The organism is Curtobacterium sp. PhB136, assembly GCF_004346855.1.
Lineage (GTDB): Bacteria > Actinomycetota > Actinomycetes > Actinomycetales > Microbacteriaceae > Curtobacterium.
In genome coordinates this window covers 189,535-215,568 of the sequence record NZ_SMGH01000005.1, presented here as the reverse complement: position 1 = coordinate 215,568, position 26,034 = coordinate 189,535, and the positions used below count along the sequence as shown (strand labels likewise).

Genomic DNA, 26,034 nt, shown 5'->3' with positions numbered 1-26,034 from the left:
CTTGCCGCAACGACGCGGCAAGCAGAGATGCGGAGATGACGATGAAGACATCCACGATCCGGCGGACCGCGATCGCGGCAGCCGCTCTGACCGTCGCGGCGATCGGGCTGGCCGGGTGCTCCTCGAGCGGGACGGCCGACACCGGCGGCGCGGCGAAGGGCACGGTCACGCTCTGGCAGCGCGACGGCGGCGTCGACCTGACGGCGCAGGTCAAGGCGTACGAGAAGTCCCACCCCGGCGTCACCGTGAAGCTCTCCACGATCCAGGCCGACCAGTACCTCACCAAGCTCGCCAACTCCGCCCGTGCCGGGTCGGTGCCGGACCTCGTCAGCTACGACATCGTCAACACCCCGCTCCTCGCAACGCAGGGCCTGCTCGCCGACGTCACCGACAAGGTGAAGGGGCTCTCGGACAAGGGCGACCTCGCGCCGGCCGGTGTCGAGATCGGCACGCTCGACGGCAAGAACTTCGCGCTCCCGGTCGCGCTCACCGGTTCGCAGATGTTCTGGAACAAGTCGCTGTTCAAGGAGGCAGGACTCGACCCGACGAAGCCGCCGACGTCCCTCGCCGAGGTCAAGGCGGACGCGCAGAAGATCCAGGCGCTCGGCGGCGGGGTCACCGGGTTCTCGACCCTCGGCGGCGTCGGCCAGGCCTGGACCGGCTTCCCGAGCTCGTGGGCCAAGAGCGGCAGCGTCCTGACCGCCGCTGGGAAGGACCAGAAGGCCGAGTTCACCAGCCCGGAACTCGTCGGGATGGTCGACTGGTACCAGGACATGTGGAAGTCCGGGCTCATGCAGAAGACCGACCAGCCCAACCAGGACCCGGGCAACGTCGGGCAGGAGAACGCGCTGAACGGCAAGGTCGGCATCCTCTTCGGCGGTGCGAACACGCTCACCGCGAAGAAGGCCGACTTCGGCAGCGCGGTCGGGATCCCCGGCGTGGACGGCGGCTCCGGCTCGTTCCTCGGTGGTGACGAGATCGGCATGACCGCCGGTGCGAAGAACACCGACGGCGCCTGGTCGCTCATGAAGTGGCTGGTCAGCTCGAAGGAAGCGGCGAAGATCGACCTGTCGCAGGGCTGGATCGCGCCGGACCTCACCGTGGCGAAGAGCCTGGCGACCGACGAGTGGTCGAAGGACATCGTCGACACGCTCGCGATCGGCAAGCTCCCGAAGAGCATCGCCTACAACGCCGTCATCAACGACCCGAACGGCCCGTGGGCGCAGCAGTCCCAGAAGGTCATCTTCCAGGGCGCGGACGCGACGACCGCCCTCGCGAGCGCGGAGAAGCAGGCGAACTCGCTCATCGAGCAGGCGTACAGCCAGGTCGGGCAGTGACAGCCGTCACCTCCACGGCGCTCGCCGGGGTCGCGGACGGGAGCACACGCTCCCGTCCCCGGCCCGGGAGCCGGCGCCGCCAGACGCTGGCGTGGGTGCTCGTCGCCCCCGCGCTGGTCCTCGCGCTCGTGTTCTTCGTCGTCCCGATGGTACTGCTCGTCGGGATGTCGTTCTCGAACTGGCCGCTGCTCGGCAAGGTCAGCCTGGCCGGCTTCGGGAACTACGCGCAGGCGTTCCAGGACGCGGCGTTCTGGCGTTCACTCGTCTTCTCGCTGCTGTTCACCGTGGTCGCCGTGCCGCTAGGGATGGCCGTGAGCTACGGTGCGGCGACGATGGTCCGCGGTGAGGGCCGGTTCGTCTCCTTCGTCCGGACGGCGTTCTTCATGCCGGTCGTCATCGGCTTCACCGCCGCCGCGTACATGGCGAACGTGCTGCTCGTCCCCGGCACCGGGGTGATCAACGTGCTCCTGAAGTCGGTCGGGCTCACCGACGGGGACACCGCCTGGTTCACGGCGCCCGGTTCCGCGTTCTGGGCGGTCATCGTCCTGACCGTGTGGAAGTCGATGGGCGTTGCGATGATCCTGCTGATGGCCGGCATGCAGGCGGTGCCGACCGAGGTGATCGAGGCCTCCAAGATCGACGGCGCCGGCTGGTGGCGACGCGAGGGATCCGTGATCTTCCCGCTCGTCCGACGACAGTTCGCGCTCTGCCTGCTGCTCGCGGTCTCCGGCTCGATCCTGGTCTTCGACCAGTTCTACGTGCTGACCAAGGGCGGCCCCAGCGGATCCACCACGACGACGGTCATGTACACGTACCAGCAGTCGTTCGTCCGGTACGACCTCGGCTACGGCGCCGCCCTGTCGATGATCCTCACGGTGATCATCCTCGCCATCGCGGTCGTCCAGCTGCGGGCGCTGCGCTCGACCGGAGCGGAGGACGACCGATGAGCGCGACGGACGTGACCAAGCGCACGACCGCAGCGTCTCGACGCGGGGCGGGTCGAGCCTCCGGACCGGATGCGGTGGACCGGACCGACGCACCGGACGTGACCCGTCCCGGGCCACGGCGCCGTCGTGTGCACGCGAGTGGCGTCGCGTACGTCGCCGTCGGCACGGTGCTCGCCTTCCTGTTCATCGCGCCGATCGTCTACATCCTGTTCCGGTCGTTCCTGCCGGCCGACGCCGACGCCCGGGGGATCGGGCTGGAGTCGATCGCGACGCTGACGCTCCGGAACTACGCGAAGGTGTTCGACCCGTCGGTGGACCTGCGGCAGAACATCGTCAACTCGTTCGTCGTCGCCATCGCGGTCGCCGTGCTCGTCGCCCTCGTGTCGACGCTCGCCGCCTACGCGCTGTCGAAGATCCGGTTCCGCGGGTCGTCGATCGTGTTCGTGCTGTTGCTCGCGCCGCTCGTCGTGCCGTTCCAGGGGCTGCTCACGCCGCTGTCGATCGTGCTCGGCAAGCTCGGGCTGCTCGACTCCCTGGTCGGCGTGGTGCTCGTCCTCGTGACGCTGCAGCTGCCGTTCTCGGTGTTCGTGATGCGGAACACGTTCGACGGGATCCCGTCCGAGCTCGAGGATGCTGCGGCCATCGACGGCGCCGGAACGGGGCGGATCCTGCGCTCCGTGATGCTCCCGCTCGCGTGGCCCGGGCTCGTCACCACCGCACTGTTCGGCTTCATGGCCGGCTGGAACGACCTGCTCAGCTCGGTCACGTTCCTGTCGACCGACAGCAAGTACACCCTTCCGCTCGCGCTCTCGAGCATCAGCACGTCCTTCAAGATCCCCGGCGTCCCGGTGATCGACCCGGGACTCCTCACCGCCGTCGCGTGCGTCGCGACCGTGCCGGTGGTCGTGCTGTTCCTCGCCCTGCAGCGGTACTACACCCGAGGTCTCATCGGAGGATCCATCAAATGACCATGTCCTACACGTCGACCCCCACCGGCAGCACCGCCGGCAGCTCGACCGGCGTCTCCGCCGGCACCGCCGGTCGGCCGCACCGTCCGCTCCCGCTCGGGAGCATCACCCCGCGCGGCTGGCTGCTCGACCAGCTCCGGCTGCAGGCCGACAACATCACCGGGCAGCTCGAGGCGATCTGGCCCGACGTCGGCCCCGACAGCGGCTGGCGTGGCGGGCCCGGCGAGAACTGGGAACGCGGGCCGTACTACCTGGACGGGCTGGTCCCGCTCGCGCACGTGCTGCAGGACGCGCGGCTGACCGCGCTGGCCGAACCGTGGATCGAGTGGATCCTCGGGTCGCAGCGCGACGACGGCTTCTTCGGTCCGACCGGGAACGACGACTGGTGGCCGCGGATGGTCGCCCTCAAGGTCCTCACCCAGCACGCCGAGGCGACCGGGGACGAGCGGGTCGCGCCGTTCCTGTCCCGGTACTTCCGCCACCAGCTCGACCACCTGCCCGGCCGGCCGCTGACGTCGTGGGGGCGTGCCCGTGGTGCCGACAACGCGCTGTCGGTCTGGTGGCTGTACGAGCGGACCGGCGACGCCTGGCTCCTCGACCTGGTCGACCTGCTCGCGGCGCAGACCACGCGGTGGGACGACTACCTGGCGGACGAGCTCATCACCGGGCCCGCGCGGACGTTCTCGCACCGCACCCACGGACCGAACGTCGCGATGGGCCTGAAGACCGGAGCCGTCGCCGCACTCCGCGACCACGACCTCGCCGGGCACGCGGACCGGACCGAGACGTCCTTCGATGCGCTCGACCGGTGGCACGGACAGGCGAACGGGTGGTTCTCCGGTGACGAGTGGCTCGGTGGCCGCGAAGCCACCGCCGGCATCGAGACCTGCCAGGTCGTCGAGATGATGTTCACCGCGGCGGTGCACGCCCAGGTGTACGGGCGCGGGGTCGACGGCGACCGGCTGGAGTCCCTCGCCTACAACCTGCTGCCGGCGTCGAGCGACCCCGAGATGCGCGGGCACCAGTACCACCAGCAGACGAACCAGGTCGAGGTGTCCGTCGCCCGGCGGGAGTGGAGCTTCTCCTCCGACGACGCCGGCATCTTCGGGCTCGAACCGCACTTCGGGTGCTGCACGGCGAACCTGCACCAGGGATGGCCGAAGTTCGTGTCGCACCTGTGGCTGCGCGACGACGACGGGCTGCGGGCCGTCGCGTACGCGCCGTCCGAGGTCGCGACCACCGTCGACGAGGACCCGGTGGCGATCACGGTCGACACCGAGTACCCGTTCGACGAGACGGTGACGATCCGGGTGTCGACCGCGCGCACGACGCCGTTCGCGCTGCGACTCCGGATCCCGGAGTGGGCGACTGAGGCGTCGTTGACGGTGGGCGGGGTGGTGGTGCCGCTCGGCGTCTCCGTCGTCGACGGGTACGTGACGCTGGTGCGGGACTGGTCCGCCGCGGGGGACGTCGTGCTCGTCCTGCCGATGCGTGCCCGGGTCGTCCGGCGGGAGCGTCAGGCCGCAGCCGTCCGGCTCGGCCCGCTGACGATGGTCTACTCGCCCGGCGAGCGGTGGGTGTCCCACGACGGGGCACCCGGTATCGGGGAGTGGGAACTGCACCCGCGCGGGTCGTGGAACTGGGCGCTCGCCGAGGTCCGGGACGCGGGGGAGTGGCGCGTCACGCGTGGCACGGTACCGAGCGCGCCGTGGTCGTTGCGAGACCGCCGGAGCGCGGCCGTTGTGCTGCACGCACCGGGGGCGCGGGCGACCGAGTGGCGGAAGGACGGCGCACAGGCGTCGGTGCCGCCGGCGAGCCCGGTGCTCGACCACGGGCCGGACGACGACCTGCGGTTGGTGCCGTACGGGTCCGCGCGGTTGCGGGTCACGGAGTTCCCGGTGATCGGGAACTGGCGGGACGTCGACGACCTGGAGGAGCCGACGGGGCGGTGACGGGGGCGCCCCGGGAGGGCGGTGGTCCGCGGGGTGCGGTGGTCCGGGGGTGCGGTGGTCCGCACCCCCGGGCCTGCGCTCGAGGGTCAGCCGACCCGGCGACGCTGGACCAGGACCGCGGCGCCGAGCGCGACGAGCAGGATGCCGGCGCACCAGGCAAGCGCGATCCAGAGGTCCGCTTGCGGGGACTGCCCGGCGAACAGGGCTCGGATCGAGTCCACGATGGACGTCACCGGTTGGTGCTCCGCGAACCAGCGGACCGGACCCGGCATCGTGTCCGTCGGGACGAAGGCCGAGCTGATGAACGGCAGGAAGATCAGCGGGTACGAGAACGCGCTCGCCCCGTCGACCGACCTCGCCGACAGGCCCGCCACGACCGCGATCCAGGTGAGTGCGAGCGTGAAGAGCACCAGGATGCCGAGCACCCCGAGCCACGCGCCGATGCCGGCGCTGCTCCGGAAGCCCATGAGCAGGGCGACCCCGACCACCACGGTCACCGAGACCAGGTTGGCGACGAGCGAGGTCAGGACGTGCGCCCAGAGCGACGCCGCGCGGACGATCGGCATGGACCGGAAGCGCTCGTCGATGCCCGACTGCAGGTCGAGGAACAGCCGGTACGAGGTGTACGCGACGCCGGACGCGACCGTGATGAGCAGGATCCCGGGCAGCAGGTAGTCGACGTACGAGGTGCTGCCCGTGTCGATCGCGCCGCCGAAGACGTACACGAACAGGAGCAGGAAGGCGATGGGCATCACGGCGGTCGTGATGATCGTGTCCGGGCTCCGCCAGACGTGCTTGAGGGAGCGGCCGGTCAGGACGGCGGTGTCGTGGATCGGGTGGGTGGACATCAGGCGACCTCCTCCTGGTGCGGCGCGGTGGTGGCTTCTTCGTGTGGCGCAGCCGTGGCTGGGCCGTGACCGATGACGGCGAGGAAGACGTCCTCGAGCGTCGGACGCTTCTCGACGTACTCGACCCGCGCGGGCGGGAGCAGGCGTCGCAGCTCGGCGAGGGTGCCGTCGGCGATGATCCGTCCCTCGTGCAGGATCGCGATGCGGTCCGCGAGGTGCTCGGCCTCGTCGAGGTACTGCGTGGTGAGCAGGACCGTCGTGCCGCTCGCTACGAGTGCGCGGACGGCATCCCAGACCTCGAGCCGGGCCTCGGGATCGAGTCCGGTGGTCGGCTCGTCGAGGAACACCACCTGCGGATCGCCGATGAGGCTCATCGCGATGTCGAGTCGACGGCGCATGCCGCCCGAGTAGGTCCCCGCCCGACGCGAACCGGCCTCGGTCAACGAGAACCGTCCCAGGAGCTCGTCGGCGATGCGGCCGGAGTGCGGGAGGTGCCGGAGCCGGGCGACGAGGACGAGGTTCTCGCGGCCCGTGAGCACCTCGTCCACGGCCGCGAACTGTCCGGTGAGGCTGATCGCCTCGCGGACCGCGCCCGGTTCGGCAGCGACGTCGTGCCCCGCGACGGTGGCCGTGCCACCCGTGGCCGCGGCGAGGGTCGCGAGGATGCGGATCGCGGTGGTCTTGCCGGCACCGTTCGAGCCGAGCAGGGCCGAGACGGTGCCGGCCTCGACGTCGAGGTCGACGCCGCGGAGGACGTGCAGGTCGCCGAAGGACTTCGTGAGGCCCCGGACCCGGATGGCGTTGGTCACGACGGTTCACCTCCTCGATGAGCGTCCGCCTGGTCTGCCTCGTCGATCGCGGTGACCAGGCGCTGCTGCTCCTTGCTCAGCCACGAGCCGAGCCCGTAGTTCGCCTTGAAGTCCTCGGCGAACGCGATCGGGTCCTCGCCGACGACGGTGCGGACGCTCGTGCCGTCCGCGGCGCTCTGTTCGAACAGGTCCGCGAGGTCGTCGAGCATGCGCATGAGCTGGTCGCCGTCGCTCGGGCCCGTGTACATGAGGTACCGCTCGATGCCGTCGACGGCGGTGCGGTGGCTCGCCGGCAGGGTCGCCGTCCGGGCCTTGTACGCCCGCCAGCGCTTCTTGTCGCCGATGAGCTTGGTGGTGATGTCGGAGATCGAGATGGCCATGGTCAGTCCTGTCCGTTCGTGCTGGTCGCGTTGTGCAGGTGCTCGAGGCGGTCGGCGAGGAAGGTCCACGCCGACCAGAAGTCGTCGAGCTGTTCCCGGCCGCGGGCGTTCAGGGTGAACACCTTCCGCGGCGGCCCCTTCTCGGAGGGGACCTTCTCGACGTCGACGAGGCCGCGCTGCTCGATGCGGACGAGCAGGGCGTAGACGGTGCCCTCGGCGATGTCGGTGAAGCCCTGCTCCCGGAGCGAGGCGGTGATCTCGTACCCGTGGGCCGGACGGCCGACGAGCACGGCGAGGACGATCCCCTCGAGGATGCCCTTGAGCATCTCCGTCTCCTGCTTGGCCATGCGTACCTCCTGGTCGAAGTGGTACTCAGCGTTGCTGACTACCGGTAGATAGTAACACTGAGTACCGGTTGCGCAAGAGCCGGTGTCCGAGCCGGGGGACCATGATGGAGCCGTGCCGCACGAGGGGATCGACCAGGAATGGTTGCGGGTCGTCGTGCGGGGTGTCGGCGGAACCGTCGACCGCATCGTGCCGTTGCGCGGCGGCGCGGTGAACCACACGTACCTGGTGGAACGCGTCGACGCCGACCCCGTGGTCCTCCGGTTCCCGGTCGACCCGCTCCGCGCGGACGAGTACCCCGTCGAGTCGTGGGCCGCGGCAGAGGCGGGTCGCAGCGGCATCCCGGTCGCGATGCCGCTCGCGCACGGTGTCGAACGCGGGGTGCCGTTCGCCGTGTCCGAGTACGTGCCGCCGGACGCACGGGCGATCGACCACCCCTGGACGTGGCTCGGCACCTACGCCCGCGCGGTCGCCGGGATCCCGCTCCGCGATGCGCCGCCGTCCCTCTACTCGCGGTTCGGCGCCGACGTGCCGCGTGCCTGGTCGGCACACCTCGACTACAACATCCGCGCCCTCGGGGACGACGACCGGCTCCTCCGCGACGGCGCGTACACGGAGCCCGAGCGCCTGCGCGATCGCCTCGGCTCGTTGCAGGACGATGCGCACGACTTCGGACTCGCGCACGGCGACCTCGCGCCGCGCAACCTGCTCTCCCGAGGTCCCGACCAGCCGCCCGTGCTCATCGACTGGGGCGCCGCCGAGACCGGACCGTCACCCTGGACCGACGCCAGACGGGTCTTCGAATGGGCGTTCGTCGACGGGTCGATCACCCTCCAGGACCATGCCGAGTTCGCTGCCGCTGCGGGGCTGGCGTCGGCCGCCGATCACCGGCGCCTCGCCACGATGACGGAACTGCACCTGCTGGACGTGACCCGTTGGGCGCTCGACAAGCGGCCGGACCTGTACGACGAGTACCGGGATCGCTGCCGAACGGGCCTCGAGCGGATCCGGCAAGTCGTCGGGTAGCCGACCGGAACGCGGCTCAGCCGGAGCGGTCAGGGCAGCACGTAGAGCGTCTTGCCCGATGGCCGACCCGCAGCGGTCGCCGCGACGAACGCCTCGCCGCCGGCGCTGAGCGGCAACGTCGCTGCGACCGCGACGTGGAGTCGTCCGGTCGCGAGCAGGGTGTCGAGCTCACGGAGTCGGTCCTGGTTCGTGTCGACCACGAAGAACGTCGCGCGGATGCCGTACCGCTCGGCGACGTCCTGCGCCGGTGGCTGCTGCAGGACGACCAGGTCGCCTCCCGGACGGACGGCGGCGTACACCCACTCCGGCAGGTCGTCACCGACCGCATCGATCGCGACGTCGAAGTCCCCGATGTGTGCCGGAGCGGTGCCGCGTGGCACCACGACGACGTGGGCGGCGCCGAGCGCACGGGCTCGCGATGCAGCCGCCTCCGACGAGACCGTGGCCGTCACCTCCGCGCCGCTGCTCGCGCCGATCTGGACGAGGAACGACCCGACGGCTCCGGTCCCGCCGCGGACGAGCAGCCGGGTCCCCTGGCCGATCGCCGCCCGGTCGACCAGCGCCTCCCAGGCCGTCAGTGCGGGGAGCACGGCTGCTGCCGCGACGGTGGGAGCGACCGATGCGCTCCGGTGCGCCACCGAGGTCGCCGGGACCGCGACGAACTCTGCTGCCGCGCCGTCGCGGTCGAACGGCACGAGCCCGAACACCCGGTCGTCGACGTGGAAGTCCTCCACGGCGCCGCCGACGCGGGCGACCCGGCCGGCGAACTCGTGCGACGGGATGATCGGGGTGCGGTCGACGCCTCCCGATTCCCACGTCTCCGGCCAGGTCAGCTCGGCGACGGTGATCGCGGCGGCTTCGACCCGCACGAGGACCTCGCCCGCGGCGAGTTCCGGCACGGGAGCCTGTTCGACGACGAGTTGCTCGGGTCCGCCGCGGCGGTGCGCTCGCACCGCGGTCATCGTGGTGATCGGTTCCTCGGCCATGGGCTGGTCCTCTCCTCGGTGCGCGGCGACGGTGACGGCGACCGTGCCTGATCCGAGGATCCTCCCTGTTACTTCCGGACAGCCACCTTCAAGCCCTTGATGTTGTTCACCGTCGGCTTGGTGAACTTGATCTCCGAGTTGTGGCCGAAGACCGGCGTGCTCGAGGATGCTCCGCTGTTGTTGACCGTATAGGTGAGCTGCCCACCCCAGTTGTTCGACTTCATCGTGCTTCGCCACTCCCATCCGCCGTTGTGGTTCCCGACACCGGAAAAGCCGAAGTTCGCGTACGGGACCTTCGCTGCCTGCCAGCACAGCGCACCCGACGCGCATCCGTTGGTGACTGCCGTCGGCGCTGCGGCATCCGTCTGCTCGACCACAGACACGACAGTGTTCGTCGATGGGTCGATCGTGATGACCTTCGGCGTTTCGCTCTGCTCGAGCGCACTGAGCTGAGCCTCAGTGGTGATCTCGGTCCTGGACGAAACGATCGTGTCTCCGACAGTGGTGACGTGGTTGGCGTCACTCGCCAAGGTGGCCGTCGTGGCGACCGCAGGTGCCCCCAAACCGAGAGCCGCAGTCATGATCCCCGTTGCGAACGTGGCGGCGGCCACTCGCCGTGGTGCGTCGAACATTGCATCTCCTTCGTCGGAACCGTCGTGCTGGCCGCGCTGTGCGGCCCAGCCCATGACAAGGATGTCGGCATGCATACGCTGATACAAGAGATATTGAACTTCTGACATTCGTCATCGACGGTGACGGCGGCCGTGTCTGGTCCGAGGATCCTCCCGTCTCGACCTCGTTGCTGATTCGCCGCACGCACGTAGTCTGTGCACCGTCAGCTGCTGCTCGGAGGCGAAGTGTCCGGACCTGATCGCGATCGCCCGTTCGGTGACGACGGGTTCACGAACCCGAAGAAGCACGGGTGGGCGACCACTGTGCTCATCGCTGTCGTCCGGGCGATCACCGGCGTCGGCGCAGGGACCGACGGTCGCCAGTGGCCACGACAGCTCCCGCTCGACCAGCCCGACGAGAACCGGGACTACCGGCCGTAGCAGTGCAGACGTCGGGATCCGTCTCGTCACGGTTCGTCACCTTGCGTGACCCGCGGAGCAACCATCCGTAGCGTCGCGACCGTGACGGACTCGACGAACCCGACCCCGACGACCCCGCGGCAGATCCGCTTCAACGCGTTCGACATGAACTGCGTGGCGCACCAGTCCTCGGGCCTGTGGCGGCACCCGAGGGACCGCTCCCGCAACTACCGCGACCTGACGTACTGGACCGACCTCGCGAAGACGCTCGAGGGCGGGGCGTTCGACGGCATCTTCATCGCGGACGTCCTCGGCACGTACGACGTGTACGGGGACTCGAACGAAGCCGCCCTGCGCACGGGGTCGCAGGTCCCGGTGAACGACCCGATCCTGCTCGTGTCGGCGATGGCGTCGGTGACGGAGCACCTCGGGTTCGGGATCACGGCGGGCACGGCCTACGAGCACCCGTACCCGTTCGCGCGGCGGGTGTCCACGCTCGACCACCTCACGAAGGGCCGCGTCGGCTGGAACGTGGTGACGGGGTACCTGCCGAGCGCGGCGCGGAACATGGGGCAGACGGACCAGCTGAGCCACGACGACCGGTACGACGTCGCCGACGAGTACCTCGAGGTCCTCTACAAGCTGTGGGAGGGCTCGTGGGAGGACGACGCCGTCGTGCTCGACAAGGAGAACGGCGTCTTCACTGACCCGGCGAAGGTGCACCCGATCGAGCACCACGGCAAGCACTTCGACGTGCCGGGGATCCACCTCTCCGAACCGTCGGTGCAGCGCACGCCGGTGATCTACCAGGCGGGGGCGTCGCCGCGGGGGATCGCCTTCGCCGCGGAGAACGCGGAGGCGATCTTCGTCGGTGCGCCGACGCTGCCGCAGCTCGCGTCGACGGTGACGAAGATCCGCGATGCACTCGAGGCGGCCGGGCGGGACCGGTACGCGGCGAAGATCTACACGCTGCTCACGATCATCACGGATGCGACGGACGAGCTGGCGCAGGCGAAGTACGAGGACTACCTCTCCTATGCGTCGGAGCTCGGCGCGCTCGTGCTCAACTCCGGGTGGATGGGCGTCGACCTGTCGCAGTGGGACCTCGACGAGCCGCTCGGGGACGTCGAGTCGAACGCGATCCAGTCGGCGGCGGCGAACATCTCGGCAGCGACGGGGGAGGACGGGAGCGCCTGGACGATCCGGGACCTCGCGCGGCACACGGCGATCGGCGGGCTCGGGCCGGTCGCGGTGGGTGGGGGAGCGACGATCGCCTCACAGCTGCAGGAGATCCAGGAGCAGACGGACGTGGACGGGTTCAACCTGGCGTACGCCGTGACGCCGGGCACGTGGGAGGACGTCATCGAGTTCGTGGTCCCGGAGCTCCGCGCTCGGGGCGTGTACCCGGAGGCGTACGAGGCGGGGTCGCTCCGGCACAAGCTGCACGGACGCGGGGACCGGCTGCCCGCGGAGCACCGCGGGGCCGGGTACCGGATCGGCAGCGACGCGGTCGTAGGCTGATCGGGTGATCGAGTCGTCCGTGGTCGTGCGTGCCGCCGCCCCGGACGAGGTCCCCGCGTGCATCGACCTGTGGGCTGCCGCGGTCGCTGCGCGTGACGAGATCCCGGAGCACCCGGCGACGCGGGCCCGGGCGCAGGAGAAGTTCGCCGCGCCCCGGGTGGCGTGCCTGGTGGCCGCGGGGCCGGACGGTGTCGTGGACGGGTTCGCGCTCGTCACGGCGCCGGGGACCGGGCGGCCGACGGACCCCGTCGATGCTGCGTACCTGTCGCTGCTCGCCGTACGTCCGGGGCTCGAGGCGCGCGGGGTCGGTCGTGCCCTGCTCACGGGTGCCCAGGACGCAGCACGAGCGGAGGGGCACCCCGCCGTCGCACTGCACGTCCTGGCGGACAACGACCGCGCGGTGCGGCTGTACGAGGCCGGCGGGTTCGTCCCCACCGGCGAGGAGTTCCCCCACGTGATCACGGGCGTGGCGACGCGGACGTACGTCGCGCGGCCCTGACCCGGACCGCCTGCCGGGCCGCCTGCCGGACCGGCGGGCGCGTTGCGGGCGTGCGCCGAGCCTCCAGGCCGGGTGCAGCGGGTGCCGATGCGCCTCGGCGACCACGCGCGATCCTTCCCACACTGCCCGCGATGGAAAGTGGAATCGCGCGTAGGGGGTCGGAACTTTCGACCTCCTACGCGCGAAACGACTCCCTACGCGCGAAACGACCGAGCGCGGGACGACCCCCTACGCGCGAAACGACCGAGCGCGGGACGACCCCACCCCGCCCCCGGATCGTGCGGTTGCGCGATGCCGCACGTTCCGGACAACGCGTTCCGGCGGGACACCACCCGGTGTCAGCATGTGCGCAGCCCCGGCACAGGGAGCCGAGGCACGAGAAGGGGTCCGACATGTACAGAGCCGCACTGACCGCTGTCGCAGCGGTCGCGCTCATCGTGGGAGGAGCACTGCCCGCGCAGGCCGCACCAGCGGCCGCGACGCCCGGCGCTCCGACCGCCGTCAAGGTCACGGGCGTCGGCGGCGATGCCGACGTCAGCTGGAGCGCACCGCGCACCGGCCCGAAGATCACCGGCTGGCGCGTGACGATCTCGCCGGCCGAGAACCAGCCTACCCACGGTGTCGACAAGCTCAAGGCGTCGGCGCGGACGGACCACTTCGGCGCCCTCACGGCTCGGACGACGTATTCGTTCGCGGTGCGCGCGGTCGGTGCGAAGGGCCTCGGCCCGGCGGTCACGGTGAAGCACACCGCGACCGGCGCCACGACCGACCCGACCGTGCAGTCCCTCTTCGCACTCAACGCGGCCGGTGCCGTGGTGCGCTTCCCGGTGAGCGGCACGGGCGCTCCGACGACGATCGCGGCGAAGGGCGCCGGCTTCACCGCTGACGACCGGGGTGACGTGTTCGTGCCGTCTGCGGACCTCACGTCCATCGTGATGTACCCGGCGGGCGGCGGCGCGGCGAAGACCGTCGCGACGGGCCTGCACCTGACCGCTGACCTCCGCTCGGACGTCCCCGGGAACCTCTACTGGGTCGACTCGGTGTCCGGCTCGATCGTGAAGCTGCCCGTCACTGGTGGTGCTCCGAAGACGCTGCTCGGGTTCGGCGCCCCGAGTGCCTCGATCCAGCGCGCCTGGGGCGTCGGACGGGACGGAACCGTCGCGACCCAGGCCGGCAACGGCGACTCGCTCGTCGTGAACACGGCGTCCCCGTCCGGGACGACGACCTCCCGCACACTCACCTACGCGGGCGGCAACGACACGCTCGGCTACGCGACGGCGGTCGTCGTCGACGGCCACGGGAACCTGTACCTCAACGAGCGCTCGCCCGGCGGTGCCGGCTACTGGGGCTGGTACCTCCTGAAGCCCGGTGCGACGGTGCAGCAGCACATCGGCACGCACATCGCCTTCGAGTACGCCGCGACGAACTCCGGGACGTTCTCGCTCCTGCAGTCCGCCGAGTGGTGCACGAGCCCGGCGGAGTACGGCACCCCCGGCGGCTGCGCGATCGACCGGAGCATCCCGAACATGCTCGTCCTCGGCTCGACCGGGTCCTCGAAGACCGTGCCGGTCTCCGGGATCACGGCGGGTTCCCGTGGTGCGAACATCGGTGCGGCGACCGAGTCCGGTGACGTGTACATCGACATCGACCAGGCCCCGACTGCCGGGCTCTGGCGGGTGCCCGCGGCCGGTGGCCCTGCGCAGCAGGTGTCGGCAGCGCAGTTCACGCGCCTGCTGGTGATGTGATCGTCACCACGTGACGGACGGGAGGCCCGGTGCCAGCTGGCACCGGGCCTCCCGTCCGTCACGGGGTCAGCCCAGGGCCGCGGTGGCGGCGCGCAGCTCGGCGAGCGCCGCGAGCGTGTGCCGCGCGAGCCCGTCGTCGTCGTTCCGCGCGGTGCCCGACCACCGGTCGAAGCCCTGCTTGAAGGCCAGGACGCCGATCTCGCTGGCGAGTCGTGCGGGGGCCTCGGCGACACCGCGGGCGACGAGTGCCGTCGTCATGGCGGCGGCCATCCCGACGCTCTTCAGGGCGTCACGTTCCTGCAGCTCGGCGCTGGCGGCCACGGCGGCCTTCAGTCGTGGTCCGAGTTCCCGGTTCATCGGGCCCATCTCGCCGGAGGCGCGGTCGAGCCCGGCGGCGACGGCGTCGAGCGGGCTGCTGCCAGCGGGTGCGTCGGCGATGCCCTCGGCGAGGAGGCGGCTGAGGGTCTCCTGGCCGGCGGCGAGGAGTTCGCGCTTGTCGGGGAAGTGCCGGAAGAAGGTGCTCTTGGTGACCCCGGCGCGTTCGGCGATCTGGGTGACCGTCGTCTCGTCGTAGCCCTGTTCGGAGAACAGGGCGACGGCGGCCAGGACGAGCCGCTCACGTGCACCGGGTTCCCATCGCGCCATGGGCCCATCCTAAGCGATGGGACAAGAGTGCCATCACGGGCGTATGGTGATGGCACAACAGTCCCATCACTTGAGGAGTCCCCATGCACGTCTTCGTCACCGGCGGCACCGGCACCATCGGCACGGCGGTCGTCGCCGAGCTCATCACGGCTGGCCACAGCGTCTCTGCGCTCGCCCGCTCCGACCGCGCGGCAGCGGCGCTCGCCGCGGCCGGCGCAACGCCCGTCCCCGGCGCGATCACGGACCTCGACGTGCTGCGGGCCGGCGCCCGCGACGCCGACGGTGTCGTCAGCCTGGCGTTCTCGAACGACTTCAGCTCCCCGGAGGCCCTGACCCGCGCCATCGAGGAGGAGTCCGCGGCGATGGCCGCCCTCGGCGGGGAGCTCGTCGGCACCGACCGTCCGTTCGTCGTCGTGTCCGGCACGCCCTGGATCACCGGACGTCGGTCGGTCGAGACGGACCCTCTGCCGCTGGAGGGCCCGGTGGCCGGGCGTGCCCGTTCCGTCGGCGCCGCGCTCGCACTGGCCGCTCGCGGCGTCCGGACGTCGGCGATCCGGCTGCCGCGGACCGTGCACGCCGACGGTGCCGGTGGCTTCGCGGGGATCCTCACCGAGACCGCCAGGCAGAGCGGGGTCGCGGGGTACCCGGGCGACGGCGAGCAGCGGTGGCCGGCGGTGCACGCCCGCGACGCCGCGGTCCTGTTCCGGCTCGCGCTCGAGGGCGCGCCGGCGGGGACGGCCTGGCACGCCGTGGCGGACGAGGGGGACCGCGTCCGGGACATCGCCGCGGTGATCGGACGGCGCCTCGGCCTGCCGGTCGAGCGCGTCGCGGACGAGACGTTCGGCGCGTTCGCCCCGATCTTCGCCACCGACCAGCCGTCGTCGAGCGAGATCACGCGCCGGACGCTCGGATGGGAGCCGGTGCACCCGAGCCTGCTGGCAGACCTGGAGCACGTGCAGCCCTGACGTGCTGGCCCGGGCGTGCGGCCCGGGCGCGCTGGCCTGCCCTGGAACGAGCGTTTCAGGGTGGGTGGCGTGACACACGGTCGTTACAAGGGGGAAACGGCCGGGGCGAACGGGGTCCGTAGCTTTCTCGACAAGCAAGCACCGCCCCGCTTCCCACTCCCATCGGAGGACGCCATGGCTACAGAGATCGCGACACCCGTCGCAGCGCCCCACGCCCCCGTCACGCCGGACGCCCCCGCGGGCGCCGGCGTCATCAAGCCCGGGTACGACCCGGCCCTCACCAACGAGGACCTCGCCCCGCTCCGCAAGCAGTCCTGGACGAGCTACAACATCTTCGCGTTCTGGATGTCCGACGTGCACTCGGTCGGTGGGTACGTGACCGCCGGGTCGCTCTTCGCCCTCGGCATCGCGAGCTGGCAGGTGCTCATCGCCCTGGTGGTCGGCATCCTCATCGTGCAGGTGTTCGCGAACCTCGTCGCGAAGCCGTCGCAGCGCACCGGGGTCCCGTACCCGGTGATCAACCGGGCGGTGTTCGGCGTCCTCGGCGCGAACGTCCCCGCGATCATCCGCGGCCTCATCGCGATGGCCTGGTACGGCGTGCAGACGTTCCTCGCCGCGCAGTCGCTCAACATCATCTTCCTCAAGTTCATCCCCGCCTCGGCCGGCCTGCTGGACCACTCGTTCCTCGGGCTGTCCGCACTCGGGTGGATCTCCTACGCGATCCTGTGGGTGGCGCAGGCCGCCCTCTTCTCGATGGGGATGGAGGCGATCAAGAAGTTCATCGACTGGGCCGGTCCCGCCGTCTACGTCGTGATGATCGCGCTGGCGATCTACCTGGTGAGCAAGGCCGGCATCGGGAACATCTCGTTCAACCTCTCCGCCGGCAAGCCCCTGTCGTTCGGCGCGAGCATCCCGGTGATGCTGTCCGCGGTCGCCATCGTGGTCAGCTACTTCTCCGGCCCGATGCTGAACTTCGGTGATTTCTCGCGCTACGGCAAGTCGTTCCAGGCGGTCAAGCGCGGCAACATGTGGGGTCTGCCGGTCAACTTCCTGTTCTTCTCGATCCTCACCGTCCTCTGCGCGAGCGCCACGGTGCCGGTCTTCGGCAAGCTCATCACCGACCCGATCCAGACGGTGCAGGCGATCGACGCACCGTTCGCGATCCTGCTCGGCGGCCTGACCTTCGTCACGGCGACCGTCGGCATCAACATCGTCGCGAACTTCATCAGCCCCGCGTTCGACTTCTCCAACGTCGCCCCGCGGAAGATCAGCTGGCGGATGGGCGGCATGATCGCCGCCGTCGGCTCCGTGCTCCTCACCCCGTGGAACTGGTACGGCAACGACCAGGCGATCCTGTACACGCTCGGCATCCTCGGTGCGCTGATCGGCCCGCTGTTCGGGATCCTCATCGCCGGCTACTACCTGGTCGCCAAGCAGCGCGTCGCGGTCGACGACATGTACACGAAGAACACCGGCGCCCGGTACTGGTACCGCCGTGGGTTCAACCCGAACGCGGTGTGGACGCTGGTCGGGACCGGGCTGGTCTCCGTGGCGAGTGCGGTGCTGCCGCCGGCCCTCGGCATCCTGCCCGGCCTCAGCAACTACAGCTGGTTCATCGGCTGCGGCCTCGGACTCCTGGTGTTCTGGGGCCTCGAGCGGGTCCGCCCGAGCATGCCGGTCCTCGACGCCGACGACCCGACCGTCGACGACGGCGCCGCCATCGGTCGCGCCTGAGCGCCGACGCCGCGACCCGTCCTCCACAGACGGGTCGCGGCGTCCGTCCGTCCACAGTCCGGGCACTCCGACCTGGAGGCTCGGCTCGGCCCCGCAACGATGGTCACGACCACCTGTTCCACCGCTCCACCGGAAGGACCCCGATGCGCATCCGCGTCGTCAACCCCAACACCACCGCCTCGATGACCCGGTCGATCGGCGCCGCCGCATCGGCGGTCGCCGGCGTCGGCACCGTGGTCGAAGCGGTGAACCCGACGATGGGGCCCGCCTCGATCGAGAGCCACTACGAAGAAGCCCTGGCGGTCCCGGGGCTCCTCGAGCAGATCGCCCTGGGGGAGCAGGACGGCGTGGACGCCTACGTCGTCGCCTGCTTCGGCGATCCGGGGCTCGACGCCGCTCGGGAACTCGCGAGCGGCCCGGTCATCGGGATCGCGGAAGCCGGGTTCCACGCTGCGGCGATGCTCGGTCGCCGGTTCGGGGTCGTCACCACGCTCGCCCGCACGACGGGCCGGGCGCACGAGCTCGCGGAGCGCTACGGCTTCGCCCCGCTCGTCACCGAGATCCGTGCGTGCGAGGTCCCGGTGCTCGAACTCGACGACCCCGCGTCCGGCGCGCGCGACCTCGTCACCGCGGAGTGCCGTGCCGTCGTCGCCGGTGGCGCCGACGCCGTGGTGCTCGGGTGCGCGGGGATGGCGGACTTCTGTGCCGAGGTCTCGCGGGCGATCGGTGCGCCGGTCGTCGACGGGGTCGCCGCCGCGACGGTGCTCGCGGAGTCCCTGGTGCGGCTGGGACTCACGACGGGCAAGCGCGGCGAGTACGCGGCCCCGCCGTCCAAGGCGATGTCCGGGCTGCTGGCCCCGTTCGAGCGCGCCGCGCGGGTGGACGCATGACCGTCTTCCGCGCCGAGCGCGCGTGGATCGACGGGGCGTTCCGGCCGGCCACCGTCGTGGTGCGGGACGGGCGGGTCGCTGAGATCTTGCCGCTCGACGCGACCGTCCCCGACCCGGACGTGCAGGTCGTCCCGGACGGCCACATGCTGCTCCCCGGGCTCGTCGACACGCACGTGCACGTCAACGAGCCGGGTCGCACCGAGTGGGAGGGCTTCGCCTCCGCCACCCGGGCCGCGGCGCTCGGCGGCGTGACCACGATCATCGACATGCCGCTCAACTCGATCCCCGCGACGACGACGCCCGGGGCGCTGGCCGTCAAGCAGGCCAGCGCCGAGGGACGCGTCGCGGTCGACGTCGGCTTCTGGGGCGGTGCGGTCCCCGAGGTCCTCGGGTCGCTCGACGCCCTGCACGACCGCGGCGTCTTCGGGTTCAAGTGCTTCACCGCACCGTCCGGCGTCGACGAGTTCCCGCACCTCGACGCCGCGCAGCTGCAGGGCGCGATCGAAGAGGTCGCCGCGATCGACGCGCTCCTCATCGTGCACGCCGAGGACCCGGAGCACCTCATCGACCACGACGAGCTCGGCGCTCACTACGCGGACTTCCTGGCGACCCGGCCGGCCCGCGCCGAGCGGTCGGCGATCGCGCAGGTCATCGACGGAGCGCGGGCGACCGGCGCGCGCGTGCACGTCCTGCACCTCTCGGACGCGGGCGCCCTGGGGATGATCCGCGCCGCGAAGGACGACGGCGTGCGGATCACGGTCGAGACCTGCCCGCACTACCTCGCGTTCGACGCCGCCACGATCCCGGACGGCGCCACCGAGTTCAAGTGCTGCCCGCCCATCCGTGACGACGCCAACCGCGACGCGCTCTGGCAGGGCCTGCTCGACGGCACGATCGACATGGTCGTCTCGGACCACTCCCCGTCCACCGCCGACCTCAAGGTCGACGACTGGGGGCTCGCATGGGGCGGGATCGCCGGGCTCCAGGTCGGCTTCCGCGCCGTCTGGACCGAAGCGTCACGACGCAGCATCCCGCTCGAGCGCGTCCTGCCCTGGTTCACGACCGGCCCGGCGTCGCTCGCCGGCTTCACCGACCGCGGCCGGATCGCCCCCGGAGCCCTCGCCCACCTCGCCGTGTTCGACCCCGCCGCCACCGCGGTCATCGAGGCGGCCGGGCTCGCGCACCGGAACGCGGTCTCCGCGTTCGCCGGGCTGGATGCACTGGGGCGCGTCACCGAGACCTGGTTGCGCGGGGAGCGGATCACGACCACCACCGACGGCGTCACGTCCGTCTCGGTGATCGCCGGAGCGCTGGTGCCACGTGGGTGAGTTCCTGGGGTCCACGCCCGACGACGTGCTGTGGGGACGGCTGCCGTCCCGGACGGACGCGCCGGTGCTGTCCGTCGCGCCGGGGACCGTCGTGACGATCGACACCGTCTCGCACGAGGGCATCCTCGCCGACCAGGGATCGGACCCGGTCGGGTACTTCGGCCGGCACGGTGTCGCCGCCTCGGAGGTGCTCACCGACGCCGTCGACATCGCGCGGACGCTCACCCGTGACCCCGCCGACGGCCCACACGTGGTGTCCCGGCCGATCGCGGTCACGGGTGCGGAGCCCGGGGACGTGGTCTCGGTCACGATCCTCCGGGCCGAGCCGCGGGTGCCGTACGGGGTCATCTCGAACCGGCACGGTCGTGGCGCCCTGCCCGGCGAGCTGCCCCGTGCCGAGGAACCGGTGTCGGTGTTCGCCGACGTCGTCTCGCGTGACGGGGTCGACCACGGCCGGCTCCCCGTCGTCGAGGGCGGACCCCGGACGATCACGTTCCCGCTCGCCCCCTTCCCAGGGATCGTCGGGGTCACACCCGACTCCGACGTGCGGGCGCACTCGGTGCCGCCGGGGCCGCACGGCGGGAACGTCGACATCGCCCTGCTCACCGCCGGCGCCACGCTGCACCTGCCCGTGTTCGTCCCGGGCGCCGGCGTGTACGTCGGCGACCCGCACTTCGCGCAGGGCGACGGAGAGGTGGCACTCACGGCCATGGAAGCCTCGCTCCGCCTGACCCTGCGCCTGGACCTCGTTCCCAGAACCGAAGCGCTCCGACGATTCGGCGCGCTCGTCGGCCCGATCGCGGAGACGACCGAGTACCTCGTCCCGACCGGCATGCACGAGGACCTCGACGAAGCAGTCCGCCGCTGCGTGCGTGCCGCGATCGCACTGCTCCGGGCGCGGTGGGGTGTCGACGAGCACATCGCGTACGCGTACCTCAGCGCGGCGACCGACTTCCGGATCTCGCAGGTCGTCGACCTGGTGTGCGGTGCCCACGCCACCGTGCGCAAGCGCGACTTCGCGGCGGTCGGCGCATGATGCTGACCGGCGTGTGGCCGGACGGCCTCGAGCCGGCGTTCACCGCCTACGAGGACGCCCTGATGGCGGACGACACCGCAGCGCTCGACGCGCTGTTCGCGCCCGGCCCGGAGACGCTCCGCGGCGACGACACCGGACTCCTCCGCGGGCACGACCGGATCAGCGCGTTCCGGGGTGGTCGGGGCGGCGTCGCGCGGCGGGTGATCACGGCCGTGGACGTCCACCAGCTCGCCCCGGACGCCGCGCTCGTCGTGGGGGAGTCCGAGTTCGTCGGCGGCGGTCGTGGCCTGCAGACCCAGCTCTGGTGCCGGACCGAGGGGCGCTGGCGGATCCGCACGGCCCACGTCACCGGTCGGCCGAAGGCGTTCGACCGGTCGATCTGGCGGGTCGTCGGGGACCCCCTCGTGCACGGAGCCGCCGACGGTCCCCTCGCCGGGGTCCGGGTGGCCGTCAAGGACCTGTTCGCCGTCGCCGGGCACGTCGTCGGCGCGGGCAACCCGACCTGGGAGCGCTCGGCACCGGTGTCGACCCGGTCGGCATCGGCGGTGCAGGTGCTCCTCGACGCCGGCGCGGTCGTCACCGGGATCGCCCGCACCGACGAGTTCGCGTACGCGCTCGCCGGCCGGAACGCCCACTTCGGGTCGCCGCCGAACGGGGCCGACCCGATGCGGATCGGGGGCGGATCGACCTCGGGTTCGGCGTCTGCCGTCGCGCTGGGGGAGGCGGACCTCGGTCTCGGCACGGACACCGCCGGGAGCCTCCGCGTGCCGGCGTCGTACCAAGGGCTGTGGGGGCTCCGGACGACGCACGACGCCGTCCCGCGCGACGGGGTGCTGCCGCTCGCGCAGTCGTTCGACACGGTCGGGTGGATCGCCCGCTCGTCATCGGTGCTCGCCGCTGCCGCCGCGATCTCGCTGCCGGGGCGCTGCACCGCGGTCGACGACGAGGAACTCCTGGTCAGCGACGCCCTGCTCGCCGCCGTCGAACCCGACACCCGCGCGGCGTTCGACGCCTGGCTGCAGCGCCACGGACGGGCCGTGCGGCGCATCGAGCTGCCGGCGCTCGACGACCTCGCGGAGACGCTCCGGGTCGTGCAGGCAGCAGAAGCCTGGCGGAACGACGGACCCTGGATCGCCGAGCATCCCGGGGCCCTCGGCGACGACGTGGCAGCGCGCTTCGCCACGGCCGCCACGATCACGGCGGCGGCCGAGGGTGCGGCGCGCGTGCGGCTCGAGGAGCTGCGCACCCTGGTGCGGGACGCGATCGGCGGTGGCGTGTTGTGCCTCCCGTCCGTTCCGGGACCGGCCCCGCTGCGGACCGCATCCGGGGACGCCGTCCTGCGCACGCGCGCCGCCACCCTGCGGATGACGGCCGTGGCCGGCGTCGGCGGCCTGCCCGCCGTGAGTGCGCCGCTCCTCACCGTCGACGGCGCTCCCGTCGGGGTCTGCCTCGTCGGCCCGGCCGGCTCGGACCGGGCGATCGTCGAGCTCGCCGAAACACTGCTGTAACGATCGTTCCAGTAGTCTCGATCACGGAACGGAGAGACCAATGCACCCGGTGAACCCACCCGCCCGGCTCCTCATGGGCCCCGGCCCGATCAACGCCGACCCCCGCGTGCTGCGCGCGCTCTCGACGCCGCTCGTCGGACAGTACGACCCCTGGATGACCGGGGCGATGACCGAGACGCAGGCGCTGTACCGGCAGGTGTTCGGCACCGAGAACGACGCGACCGTGCTCGTCGACGGCACCTCCCGCGCCGGCATCGAAGCGGCGCTCGTGTCGCTCCTCGCACCGGGGGACCGCGTGCTCGTCCCGGTGTTCGGCCGGTTCGGGCACCTGCTCGCCGAGATCGCCGGACGTGCCGGAGCCGACGTGCACACCATCGAGACGACCTGGGGGCAGGTGTTCCCGACCTCCGTGATCGAAGACGCGATCGTCCGGGTCCGGCCGAAGCTGCTCGCGATCGTGCAGGGCGACACCTCGACCACGATGAACCAGCCGCTCGACGAGCTCGGGGCGATCTGCGAACGGCACGGCGTGCTGTTCTACACGGATGCTACGGCGACGATCGGCGGCAACCCGCTCGAGACCGACGCGTGGGGGATCGACGCGGTGAGCGCCGGGCTGCAGAAGTGCCTCGGCGGCCCGTCCGGGAGCGCGCCGTTGACCCTGTCCCCGCGGGCCGTCTCGGTGCTCGACGGCCGACGCAGCGTCGAGGCCGGTATCCGCGAACCCGGGGACGACGTGTCCGAGCACCCGATCCGCTCGAACTACCTCGACCTCGCGATGATCCTGGACTACTGGGGACCGCGGCGGTTGAACCACCACACCGAGGCGGCGTCGATGCTCTACGCCGCGAACGAGTGCGCCCGCATCCTGCTCGACGAAGGGCGTGACGCCGTGATCGCGCGGCACGAACTCGCCGGTCGGGCGATGCTGTCCGGGGTGCAGGCCCTCGGGCTCCAGGTCTTCGGCGACGTCGCGCACAAGATGCACAACGTCGTCGCCGTCACGATCCCGTCCGCCGTCTCCGGGGACGCCGTCCGCGGGTCCCTGCTCGAAGACCACGGCATCGAGATCGGCACGTCGTTCGGACCGCTGCACGGCAAGGTCTGGCGCATCGGGACCATGGGCTACAACGCCCGCAAGGACGCCGTCGTGACGACGCTCGCCGCGCTCGAGCAGGCGCTGCGGCGCGGCGGGTTCGCGGTGCCGCAGGGCGGTGGCGTGGACGCGGCACTCGACGTCTACGCCGGCGCTGCCCCCGCTTCTGCTGCGTCTGCCCCTGCCCCTGCTGCGGCTGCCGCCGCTCCGCTGGTGCGCTCGTGAGTGCCGCGACGCTCGCCGCCTCGGCACTCGCCCGGCAGCAGGCCGCGACGATCGTGGGCTGGTGCGACGACCTCGCCGCCGTGTCCGCGACGCCGGGACACCTCACCCGCGTCTACCTCTCGCCGGAGCACGCCCGCGTGAACACGATCGTCGCGCGGTGGATGCAGGACGCCGGGCTGACCACGTGGCAGGACGACGCCGGGAACCTGCACGGCAGCGTTCCCGGAGCCACCCCGGACGCGCCGGTGCTGCTCATCGGGTCGCACCTCGACACCGTCGTGGACGCCGGCCGGTACGACGGGATCGTCGGCGTGCTCATGGGCGTCGCCACCGTGGCCCGGCTCGCCGCCACCGGTCCGCTGCCGTTCGGCATCCAGGTGATCGCGTTCTCCGACGAAGAAGGGACGCGGTTCGGCAAGGCGCTCCTCGGGTCCTCCGCGGTCGCGGGGGTCTGGGACGACTCCTGGTGGGACCTCACCGACGACGACGGCGTCACCCTCCGTCAGGCCTTCACCGACTTCGGGCTCGACCCCGCGCGGGTCGCCGACGCCGCGGTCGACCCATCCCGGCTCGTCGGGTACCTCGAAGCGCACATCGAGCAAGGCCCGTACCTCGAAGCGGCCGGGCAGGCTCTCGGCGTCGTGACGAGCATCGCGAGCGCGCGGCGCTTCACGGTCGAAGCCGTCGGCGAAGCCCGGCACGCCGGCGGCACCCCGTACGAACGACGGCACGACGCGCTCCTCGCCGCGGCCGAAGCGGCACTCGCCGTCGAGCGGATCTGCCGGGCGTCGCAGCACGTCGGCACCGTCGGCACGATGACGGTCGAGCCCGGCGCCGTGAACGTCGTCCCCGGCCTCGCACGGTTCTCCGTGGACCTCCGCGGTGAGTTCGACGACGGACGCGACCGGGTGTGGGACGAGATCACGAAGGCATTCGTGCTGATCGGCGAACGCCGGGGTGTCAGCGTCGAACCGACCGAGGTGCACCGTGCCCCGGCGGTGTTCTGCGCCCCACGCCTGATGGACGCCGTCCGCGCGGGGATCGTCGCCACGGGGGAGCAGCAGCCCCTCGAACTGTTCTCCCGCGCCGGCCACGACGCGATGTCGCTCGGGCTCGTCACCGACGTCGCGATGCTGTTCCTCCGGAACCCGGACGGCATCAGCCACCACCCGGACGAGTTCGTCTCCGAGGACGACATCGCCCTCGGGCTCGACGCGCTCGCGGCCGCCGTCCTGCACCTCGCTGCGGCCCCCTCGTCCGGAGCGGCGTCGTGACCGCCGTGCAGCCCGACGTCCGCGGGCGCATCGACTCCGTGTGGGAGCAGCTCTCGCCCGCCGAGCGGCGCGTGGCCGCGATGGTCCGGCACGACCCGGAACTCCTGCTCGTCGGCACCTCGGCGCAGCTCGCGGCCGAGTCGGGCACCTCGAAGGCCACGGTCTCGCGGCTCGTCCGTTCCCTCGGGTTCCAGGATGCCGCCGAGGTCCGTCAGGAACTCATGTCCGCCCGGGGCACCGGGCTGCCGTGGGCTGCGGAGGACGCTGCCCACGTCGACCAGCGGGCCGTGGAGTCGCGGAACCTCGATGCCGCGTTCGCCTCGCTCGCGCGTGCCGAGCGGCCCCGGCTCGCGCGCCGCATCATGCGGGCGCGGCGGGTGCTCGTCTTCGGGGAGCGCGGTGCGCACCCGATCGCCCTGCAGCTCCGGGCGCAACTCGCGCAGGTCCGGCCGGACGTCCGGGTGGGACCCGCGCCGGGACAGCGCCTCGGGGAAGAAGTGGCGGACCTCGACCGCCGCGACCTCGTCGTCGTCGTGACCGTGCGGCGGCACGCGGCCGGGATCGACCGGCTGGTGCGGCACTGCGTGGCATCCGGTGCCGACGTCGTCGTGATCGGTGACCCGACCGCTGCGGTGATCGCGGCCCCGGCGGCGACCACGATCCTCTGCCCGGTGGACTCGCCGTCCGCCTTCGACTCGCTGGCGGCGCTGTTCGCGGTCGTCGCGGCGATCGCGAACGACGTGTACGAGGCGTCGGGGCCCGCCGGGCGTGCCCGGGTCGACGCGGTCGCGGCGGCGTACGACTCCCTCGGCGAGCTCGCCGCCCCCTGAGCGCGCGGCTGCTGCGCGCTGCGCGAGCACTTCGCCCAACCAAGAACACTCCGCACCACGCAATCGCGTGGTGCGGAGTGTTCTTGGTTGTGCGCCGGCGATCGGAACC

At 71.7% G+C, this 26,034-nt stretch carries 25 protein-coding genes; 18 read left to right on the top strand and 7 right to left on the bottom strand.

What is annotated here, in order from left to right; genetic code table 11:
* Positions 1-35: 35 nt before the first annotated feature.
* The 4 genes from EDF27_RS07430 to EDF27_RS07415 are packed head-to-tail and all read left to right on the top strand — an operon-like array spanning position 36 to position 5,204.
* Positions 36-1,337: a sugar ABC transporter substrate-binding protein gene (locus EDF27_RS07430; RefSeq protein WP_123655616.1), complete on the top strand. Its 1,302-nt coding sequence runs from the start codon at positions 36-38 to the stop codon at positions 1,335-1,337.
* The gene (locus EDF27_RS07425; RefSeq protein ID WP_123655615.1) at positions 1,334-2,284 is read left to right on the top strand and encodes a sugar ABC transporter permease; all 951 of its coding nucleotides are present in this window, start codon (positions 1,334-1,336) and stop codon (positions 2,282-2,284) included. Before EDF27_RS07430 ends, EDF27_RS07425 begins: the two co-directional genes overlap by 4 nt.
* Positions 2,281-3,252 carry a carbohydrate ABC transporter permease gene (locus EDF27_RS07420; RefSeq protein ID WP_123655614.1) on the top strand — a complete coding sequence of 324 codons (972 nt, stop codon included), beginning with the start codon at positions 2,281-2,283 and terminating at the stop codon, positions 3,250-3,252. Before EDF27_RS07425 ends, EDF27_RS07420 begins: the two co-directional genes overlap by 4 nt.
* The gene (locus EDF27_RS07415; RefSeq protein ID WP_132047980.1) at positions 3,249-5,204 is read left to right on the top strand and encodes a beta-L-arabinofuranosidase domain-containing protein; all 1,956 of its coding nucleotides are present in this window, start codon (positions 3,249-3,251) and stop codon (positions 5,202-5,204) included. Before EDF27_RS07420 ends, EDF27_RS07415 begins: the two co-directional genes overlap by 4 nt.
* An 86-nt stretch (positions 5,205-5,290) precedes the next feature.
* On the opposite strand, the gene EDF27_RS07410 is transcribed toward EDF27_RS07415, so the two are convergent.
* The 4 genes from EDF27_RS07410 to EDF27_RS07395 are packed head-to-tail and all read right to left on the bottom strand — an operon-like array spanning position 5,291 to position 7,588.
* Positions 5,291-6,052 carry an ABC transporter permease gene (locus EDF27_RS07410; protein ID WP_132047978.1) on the bottom strand — a complete coding sequence of 254 codons (762 nt, stop codon included), beginning with the start codon at positions 6,050-6,052 and terminating at the stop codon, positions 5,291-5,293.
* The gene (locus tag EDF27_RS07405) at positions 6,052-6,861 is read right to left on the bottom strand and encodes an ATP-binding cassette domain-containing protein (RefSeq protein ID WP_132047976.1); all 810 of its coding nucleotides are present in this window, start codon (positions 6,859-6,861) and stop codon (positions 6,052-6,054) included. The genes EDF27_RS07410 and EDF27_RS07405 overlap by 1 nt, the downstream gene beginning before the upstream one ends.
* Positions 6,858-7,241: a DUF1048 domain-containing protein gene (locus EDF27_RS07400; RefSeq protein ID WP_123702107.1), complete on the bottom strand. Its 384-nt coding sequence runs from the start codon at positions 7,239-7,241 to the stop codon at positions 6,858-6,860. The genes EDF27_RS07405 and EDF27_RS07400 overlap by 4 nt, the downstream gene beginning before the upstream one ends.
* Positions 7,242-7,243: 2 nt before the next feature.
* Positions 7,244-7,588: a PadR family transcriptional regulator gene (locus EDF27_RS07395; protein ID WP_123702109.1), complete on the bottom strand. Its 345-nt coding sequence runs from the start codon at positions 7,586-7,588 to the stop codon at positions 7,244-7,246.
* A gap of 112 nt (positions 7,589-7,700) precedes the next feature.
* Here EDF27_RS07395 and EDF27_RS07390 point away from each other — a divergent pair, with 112 nt between their 5' ends.
* Positions 7,701-8,612: an aminoglycoside phosphotransferase family protein gene (locus EDF27_RS07390; protein WP_165931392.1), complete on the top strand. Its 912-nt coding sequence runs from the start codon at positions 7,701-7,703 to the stop codon at positions 8,610-8,612.
* A gap of 29 nt (positions 8,613-8,641) precedes the next feature.
* Here the strand turns inward: EDF27_RS07390 and EDF27_RS07385 are convergent, their stop codons facing one another.
* Positions 8,642-9,598 (bottom strand): NADP-dependent oxidoreductase, encoded by a 957-nt coding sequence (locus EDF27_RS07385; RefSeq protein ID WP_207909579.1) that lies wholly within the window; start codon positions 9,596-9,598, stop codon positions 8,642-8,644.
* A gap of 68 nt (positions 9,599-9,666) precedes the next feature.
* Positions 9,667-10,305, bottom strand: coding sequence for a hypothetical protein (locus EDF27_RS07380; protein WP_132047972.1), 639 nt, complete (start codon positions 10,303-10,305; stop codon positions 9,667-9,669).
* A gap of 150 nt (positions 10,306-10,455) precedes the next feature.
* Here EDF27_RS07380 and EDF27_RS07375 point away from each other — a divergent pair, with 150 nt between their 5' ends.
* The 4 genes from EDF27_RS07375 (at position 10,456) to EDF27_RS07360 (ending at position 14,394) form a co-directional block, all read left to right on the top strand.
* Positions 10,456-10,650 (top strand): hypothetical protein, encoded by a 195-nt coding sequence (locus EDF27_RS07375; RefSeq protein ID WP_132047970.1) that lies wholly within the window; start codon positions 10,456-10,458, stop codon positions 10,648-10,650.
* A gap of 81 nt (positions 10,651-10,731) precedes the next feature.
* Complete coding sequence (locus tag EDF27_RS07370) at positions 10,732-12,150, top strand: LLM class flavin-dependent oxidoreductase (RefSeq protein WP_260233386.1); 1,419 nt, start codon at positions 10,732-10,734, stop codon at positions 12,148-12,150.
* A 4-nt stretch (positions 12,151-12,154) separates the two neighbouring features.
* Positions 12,155-12,649 (top strand): N-acetyltransferase, encoded by a 495-nt coding sequence (locus EDF27_RS07365; protein ID WP_132047968.1) that lies wholly within the window; start codon positions 12,155-12,157, stop codon positions 12,647-12,649.
* A gap of 392 nt (positions 12,650-13,041) precedes the next feature.
* Positions 13,042-14,394, top strand: coding sequence for a fibronectin type III domain-containing protein (locus tag EDF27_RS07360; protein ID WP_165931391.1), 1,353 nt, complete (start codon positions 13,042-13,044; stop codon positions 14,392-14,394).
* Between the two features lie 66 nt (positions 14,395-14,460).
* Here the strand turns inward: EDF27_RS07360 and EDF27_RS07355 are convergent, their stop codons facing one another.
* Positions 14,461-15,039, bottom strand: coding sequence for a TetR/AcrR family transcriptional regulator (locus tag EDF27_RS07355; protein WP_132047966.1), 579 nt, complete (start codon positions 15,037-15,039; stop codon positions 14,461-14,463).
* An 83-nt stretch (positions 15,040-15,122) separates the two neighbouring features.
* Here EDF27_RS07355 and EDF27_RS07350 point away from each other — a divergent pair, with 83 nt between their 5' ends.
* The 9 genes from EDF27_RS07350 to EDF27_RS07310 all read left to right on the top strand — a co-directional run bounded on the left by EDF27_RS07350 (position 15,123) and on the right by EDF27_RS07310 (position 25,925).
* Positions 15,123-16,004, top strand: coding sequence for an NAD-dependent epimerase/dehydratase family protein (locus tag EDF27_RS07350; protein WP_123702123.1), 882 nt, complete (start codon positions 15,123-15,125; stop codon positions 16,002-16,004).
* 174 nt (positions 16,005-16,178) lie between these two features.
* Positions 16,179-17,738 carry an NCS1 family nucleobase:cation symporter-1 gene (locus tag EDF27_RS07345; RefSeq protein ID WP_123655601.1) on the top strand — a complete coding sequence of 520 codons (1,560 nt, stop codon included), beginning with the start codon at positions 16,179-16,181 and terminating at the stop codon, positions 17,736-17,738.
* A 143-nt stretch (positions 17,739-17,881) separates the two neighbouring features.
* Positions 17,882-18,628 (top strand): aspartate/glutamate racemase family protein, encoded by a 747-nt coding sequence (locus EDF27_RS07340; RefSeq protein WP_132047964.1) that lies wholly within the window; start codon positions 17,882-17,884, stop codon positions 18,626-18,628.
* The gene (allB, locus tag EDF27_RS07335) at positions 18,625-19,956 is read left to right on the top strand and encodes an allantoinase AllB (protein ID WP_132047962.1); all 1,332 of its coding nucleotides are present in this window, start codon (positions 18,625-18,627) and stop codon (positions 19,954-19,956) included. The genes EDF27_RS07340 and allB overlap by 4 nt, the downstream gene beginning before the upstream one ends.
* Positions 19,949-20,992, top strand: coding sequence for an acetamidase/formamidase family protein (locus EDF27_RS07330; protein WP_123702131.1), 1,044 nt, complete (start codon positions 19,949-19,951; stop codon positions 20,990-20,992). Before allB ends, EDF27_RS07330 begins: the two co-directional genes overlap by 8 nt.
* Positions 20,989-22,500 carry an AtzH-like domain-containing protein gene (locus EDF27_RS07325; RefSeq protein ID WP_243698249.1) on the top strand — a complete coding sequence of 504 codons (1,512 nt, stop codon included), beginning with the start codon at positions 20,989-20,991 and terminating at the stop codon, positions 22,498-22,500. Before EDF27_RS07330 ends, EDF27_RS07325 begins: the two co-directional genes overlap by 4 nt.
* Positions 22,501-22,540: 40 nt before the next feature.
* The gene (locus tag EDF27_RS07320) at positions 22,541-23,821 is read left to right on the top strand and encodes an alanine--glyoxylate aminotransferase family protein (RefSeq protein ID WP_132047960.1); all 1,281 of its coding nucleotides are present in this window, start codon (positions 22,541-22,543) and stop codon (positions 23,819-23,821) included.
* A complete protein-coding gene (locus EDF27_RS07315; protein ID WP_132047958.1) occupies positions 23,818-25,095 on the top strand; it encodes an allantoate amidohydrolase in 1,278 nt (425 codons plus the stop codon). The genes EDF27_RS07320 and EDF27_RS07315 overlap by 4 nt, the downstream gene beginning before the upstream one ends.
* Positions 25,092-25,925 (top strand): MurR/RpiR family transcriptional regulator, encoded by an 834-nt coding sequence (locus tag EDF27_RS07310; RefSeq protein WP_123655595.1) that lies wholly within the window; start codon positions 25,092-25,094, stop codon positions 25,923-25,925. Before EDF27_RS07315 ends, EDF27_RS07310 begins: the two co-directional genes overlap by 4 nt.
* The last annotated feature ends 109 nt before the right edge of the window (positions 25,926-26,034 follow it).

What these genes read in the sequence shown, in the direction of transcription:
- EDF27_RS07430 (WP_123655616.1), top strand. Translation starts at nt 36, where the DNA reads ATGACGATGAAGACATCCACGATCCGGCGGACCGCGATCGCGGCAGCC.
- EDF27_RS07420 (WP_123655614.1), top strand. Translation starts at nt 2,281, where the DNA reads ATGAGCGCGACGGACGTGACCAAGCGCACGACCGCAGCGTCTCGACGC.
- EDF27_RS07415 (WP_132047980.1), top strand. Translation starts at nt 3,249, where the DNA reads ATGACCATGTCCTACACGTCGACCCCCACCGGCAGCACCGCCGGCAGC.
- EDF27_RS07410 (WP_132047978.1), bottom strand. Translation starts at nt 6,052, where the DNA reads ATGTCCACCCACCCGATCCACGACACCGCCGTCCTGACCGGCCGCTCC.
- EDF27_RS07400 (WP_123702107.1), bottom strand. Translation starts at nt 7,241, where the DNA reads ATGGCCATCTCGATCTCCGACATCACCACCAAGCTCATCGGCGACAAG.
- EDF27_RS07395 (WP_123702109.1), bottom strand. Translation starts at nt 7,588, where the DNA reads ATGGCCAAGCAGGAGACGGAGATGCTCAAGGGCATCCTCGAGGGGATC.
- EDF27_RS07385 (WP_207909579.1), bottom strand. Translation starts at nt 9,598, where the DNA reads ATGGCCGAGGAACCGATCACCACGATGACCGCGGTGCGAGCGCACCGC.
- EDF27_RS07380 (WP_132047972.1), bottom strand. Translation starts at nt 10,305, where the DNA reads ATGCATGCCGACATCCTTGTCATGGGCTGGGCCGCACAGCGCGGCCAG.
- EDF27_RS07360 (WP_165931391.1), top strand. Translation starts at nt 13,042, where the DNA reads ATGTACAGAGCCGCACTGACCGCTGTCGCAGCGGTCGCGCTCATCGTG.
- EDF27_RS07355 (WP_132047966.1), bottom strand. Translation starts at nt 15,039, where the DNA reads ATGGCGCGATGGGAACCCGGTGCACGTGAGCGGCTCGTCCTGGCCGCC.
- EDF27_RS07350 (WP_123702123.1), top strand. Translation starts at nt 15,123, where the DNA reads ATGCACGTCTTCGTCACCGGCGGCACCGGCACCATCGGCACGGCGGTC.
- EDF27_RS07345 (WP_123655601.1), top strand. Translation starts at nt 16,179, where the DNA reads ATGGCTACAGAGATCGCGACACCCGTCGCAGCGCCCCACGCCCCCGTC.
- EDF27_RS07340 (WP_132047964.1), top strand. Translation starts at nt 17,882, where the DNA reads ATGCGCATCCGCGTCGTCAACCCCAACACCACCGCCTCGATGACCCGG.
- allB (WP_132047962.1), top strand. Translation starts at nt 18,625, where the DNA reads ATGACCGTCTTCCGCGCCGAGCGCGCGTGGATCGACGGGGCGTTCCGG.
- EDF27_RS07325 (WP_243698249.1), top strand. Translation starts at nt 20,989, where the DNA reads ATGATGCTGACCGGCGTGTGGCCGGACGGCCTCGAGCCGGCGTTCACC.
- EDF27_RS07320 (WP_132047960.1), top strand. Translation starts at nt 22,541, where the DNA reads ATGCACCCGGTGAACCCACCCGCCCGGCTCCTCATGGGCCCCGGCCCG.